The sequence below is a fragment of the Bradyrhizobium sp. SRL28 genome, assembly GCF_018596315.1.
In the GTDB taxonomy this organism is placed as follows: domain Bacteria; phylum Pseudomonadota; class Alphaproteobacteria; order Rhizobiales; family Xanthobacteraceae; genus Bradyrhizobium.
In genome coordinates this window covers 1-3,820 of record NZ_JAHEAG010000119.1, presented here as the reverse complement: position 1 = coordinate 3,820, position 3,820 = coordinate 1, and the positions used below count along the sequence as shown (strand labels likewise).

Genomic DNA, 3,820 nt, shown 5'->3' with positions numbered 1-3,820 from the left:
CAGGGCCGGAAGCCACCTCCTGCACCATCTGACATTTTGCGCGGTTCAGTTTGCTTGCGCGGTTCAGTTTGCGATCCGCGAATTGGCACCAAGGTGCACTGGCGTTTTCCGATATTTCCCGGTAACGTTGCGTCGCGGCATGGGCCGACTGGAAGTGCGTGCGTGTCCTACTGGGAATGGTTCAAGCTGGTCGTCACCGCAATTCTGATCTCATGCGCTATGACGGCCGTCGCCTTCGCATTTTGGTTCGCCATAAACGAAGGTCGTCTCAGGTCTGACAGCTACCGTGAAACCGGCTCGGGCGGCATGTAGGGGTCTGGGGTACCGAGCTTGATGGGAGGATACTCCTTAAAGCTCGCCTCCAACTCGGCGATGATCCTCACAGCAGGATCGGCGACCCGGGAGTTGTAAGCCGCAATGCGCCTGTTCACGTAGCGCTCCAATGCCATTCGCGTTGCTGCCGTCATGCTGACTCGAGACTTCGGATTGGTGAATTTCCCTTTTGCTGAAGCTTCGTGTGCTATCGCTCCGGCCGAGACCAAGGATAGGCTAGTTTCGCCAAGCGCCTGTAGGCCTTGTCCGTGAGGGACAGACTTACAGTCCCAGAGTCATCGCTCACCGCGGTTCGCCGAACAAAGCCCTTCCTTTCTAGAAGTCTCGACTGCGTCATGACGAAGGTTGGATTAACGTGCAGCATTGTAGCAACTGCCATCACGGGCGCTCCCTCGCCGTGGTCGAGCTCTTGCAAAGCTACGATGATCATCCATTGTGGGCCACGGATGCCTAGAACCTTAGCCCAGTAGTTACGAACCTCTTCCAAGTTCATAGTGATGATCCCCGAATTAGATCGCCATGCTATTTCTCATCCTTCACCATCGATGCATCATGCAGAAGGTGGTTCGCCTTCCGATCATAGTCGCTTTCTGCAACGATAGACCGACCGGCGATGGGCGACAACCGCCATGCAGAGGACGATCTAAGTGCGACCCGCCTCAGTCTCTGACTATGCGCTCTGAATCGTTGCCGAGGTTGCCACTAAATTCGAAAGCGCTGGCACGCCAAGAATGAAGATGCCACCGAATGTCGCTCTGCAATATCGGTGTACGTCAAAATAGGTACATTGATCATAGGCACATGGATTGACGATAAGAAATTCGGACCGGCACCTTAGTTTGCAGCGATGCGTGAGTCCGGAAATGGCACCTTTCGGAAGTGGTGATCCCGATGCGTGATGTCCGCAGTTGGGGGACGACCGGAAGTGGTCAGCGGTGGGACGAACCGACGCGATTGACCCGGAGCAGACCTAATCCGATAGTTGACGCACCTACAAACCCACTTCTTAAAGTGTGTGCCGTCCGACCAAACAAAAACGGCTCCAGCGCCTTCGGGGGACGCGCGCTGAAGCCGTCTTCGCATGTGTCCGATGTTGTCCTCCAGACGCCGACATAATTCAGGACGATTGCCACTTGTTCCCGAAATCTGTTGAAAATGTAGGTGCCCCTCCCGTCGTGTTCACAAGTGAACAGACGGGAATCTGATCACTGGTTCAAAATTTGCGAGGTTGCGTGGGAGGACAAATGTCCATGAAAGAGAGAAAGAAGTTCGTGCACACGTCCTCGCTCGAGCACCGGCTTGCAGACGAGGCGAAACGTCTCAAGACGCAGGCGAAACAACCGCCTTACGGCAAGGCCCGAGAAGAGTTGTTACGGAAGGCTCGGCAAGACGAGTTGGCCGCACATATCAGTGAATGGCTGACCTCGCCGGGGTCCAACCGCCAAAGTCAGCCTAGCGTGACGTGGTCTATCGGGGACAAGGCGGCGTGGCATCACAATGAAAGACTATCAAGCGCATCTGGAGAAGTTGCGTAAAGACGCTGCCGAATGCGCCCTTGTCCGGGACCTGGCTACGGACCAAGCCAAGCGCGAAATGTTCGACAGGCTGGCAAAACATCTGGACCAGCTCGCGGACGAAATTGCGCGAGCAATTAAAGCGCAGTAGGGCGCCTCGGCTATGGCCTTTCGTTCTAGTCTGCAAGAAAGAAAGGGTCCCGGTGCGGGGCTGGCTTGCGCCGGGACCGCTCCGTCTCCTTGAGCGTCCCGTCTCGGAACGCACAATCATCGTATCGGGAATTCATGCCGCACCGGTGCGACAACATGGCCTCGCATGGAAGCTATGCTGCCTAATCTGTCAGGACGGGTGGCCTAGTAGTTGGCCGCCTCTTTTTCCCTAACGGACTGTCCGGAAGCCGTCAGTTGCATCGCAGCGGCGTATCCGGCTTCAGTAAGCCTACTCAGGGTGGCGTCACCACGATTGGCACATTCAATTATTTTGCTAGCTATGATCCGACGAGCATTGTGTTTCTCGCTGCCAGTCGGAAGAAGTAAGCACGCTCGATCAAGGGCGACCTCCATTCTAGCTAAAGTTCGGCGATCGAAGGTATCGGTGATCATTTGATCTTCCCTTCCTCGGCTCCCAAAAATACTTCGCTTAAACGCCCATTTTGTCTGTCCGGTTCCGACCGTCGTCAAAAGAACCGCCGGGGCATCGTATCGGGCGAAGGCGGCAACGCCGATGCGACACCGTGGCTTCGCACGAAATCCCTGTGTCAGCCGGGAAGAGTGTCGGGTACCAGACACAGCATGAGGACTCGTCACGCCATTCTCGTTTTCAAATAGACAGCCACTTCAGGTCCGCTTAAAATTAGGAAACAGCTTTTCAGGCGGATCGGCGATAGAGCGTTCGATGGAAGAATACCGGGCCTATGTGATCGGGCCGGACGGTCACATTATCAATCGGGTTGATATCCGCTGCTCTGATGAGAAGGAGGCGCGGCGGCTCGCAAAAATCGCCGTTGATGGCCACGCCGTTGAGCTTTGGCAAACCGACCGTTTCGTAGAACGCTTTGAACCAGAGCAGACCCACAAGACCGGCGCTGTTGACCCTCAGGCAAACTCGACGGGCGCCCCACCACGGCCATACCCCGCATCTTCGCGTTGAGGCCAAAATATATCAGCCAAACTGTCGGATACCCGACTATCAGCGCACAATTAACTAGCTATTGCCTCTCTTTGCGCCCACCGTGGTCTATCACCGAATTCGCCCTCAGGTATCGGTGACAGAGAGAGATGAAGCTCCCGCCTGGTTTTGTGCTGGAGCTGATGTGGCCACCGAAAATCATCTTTTGAGTTTGCTCGACTCTTCGACGCGATCCTTATTGGAACCTCACATGGGGACAATTGCGGTCGAGCATGGTGAGGTGCTTCATGGCTCCTCATCGGACATCGAATTCGCCTATTTCCCGCAATCCACCATCATCTCGGTCCTCGCACGCACCGAACAGGGCCAGACCGCCGAGACTTCCATTGTTGGCCGAGAGGGAATGATCGGTTCGTCTTCGATCCACGGCATTATGACTTCGTTTGCCGAATGCATCGTTCAAGTCGCAGGCGAAGCTGTGCGCGTCCCGGCTTCGGAGATCTACCGCGTCGGGAAAGGCAGCGAGAGTTTCCGAAAGGTCGTTGCGCTGTTCGACTTGTCCCTGCTCGCGCAAGCGCAGCAATCGACCGCCTGCCAGGCGCTGCATCACGTTGAAAGCAGGGCAGCAAGGTGGCTTCTACAGTGCAGTAAACGGTTAGGAAGCAAGGACATCCGGCTGACGCAGGAATTTTTCGCACAGATGCTTGGCGTCCAGCGAACCACCATCAATCTGGTAGAGCGCACCTTGCAACATGCCGGTCTTATTCAAATCCGCAGGGGGCGCCGCGATCGCAGCTGAGATCGGAGCTATCGAGAAGCGCATCCATGCCTGGCATCGTTCAAG

5 protein-coding genes are annotated in these 3,820 nt (G+C 55.8%); 4 read left to right on the top strand and 1 reads right to left on the bottom strand.

Features of this window, described 5'->3' with window-relative positions; translation table 11 throughout:
• On the top strand, positions 1-312 hold a 312-nt coding region (locus KIP88_RS45325), incomplete at its 5' end, for a hypothetical protein (protein ID WP_214494558.1).
• A 1,518-nt stretch (positions 313-1,830) separates the two neighbouring features.
• A complete protein-coding gene (locus KIP88_RS45320) occupies positions 1,831-1,998 on the top strand; it encodes a hypothetical protein (RefSeq protein WP_214494557.1) in 168 nt (55 codons plus the stop codon).
• Between the two features lie 203 nt (positions 1,999-2,201).
• Here the strand turns inward: KIP88_RS45320 and KIP88_RS45315 are convergent, their stop codons facing one another.
• Positions 2,202-2,450 carry a hypothetical protein gene (locus tag KIP88_RS45315; protein WP_214494556.1) on the bottom strand — a complete coding sequence of 83 codons (249 nt, stop codon included), beginning with the start codon at positions 2,448-2,450 and terminating at the stop codon, positions 2,202-2,204.
• Between the two features lie 292 nt (positions 2,451-2,742).
• On the opposite strand from KIP88_RS45315, the gene KIP88_RS45310 reads away from it, so the two are divergent.
• The gene (locus KIP88_RS45310; RefSeq protein WP_214494555.1) at positions 2,743-2,997 is read left to right on the top strand and encodes a hypothetical protein; all 255 of its coding nucleotides are present in this window, start codon (positions 2,743-2,745) and stop codon (positions 2,995-2,997) included.
• Between the two features lie 163 nt (positions 2,998-3,160).
• Positions 3,161-3,775 (top strand): Crp/Fnr family transcriptional regulator, encoded by a 615-nt coding sequence (locus tag KIP88_RS48415; protein ID WP_214494554.1) that lies wholly within the window; start codon positions 3,161-3,163, stop codon positions 3,773-3,775.
• Positions 3,776-3,820 lie beyond the last annotated feature (45 nt).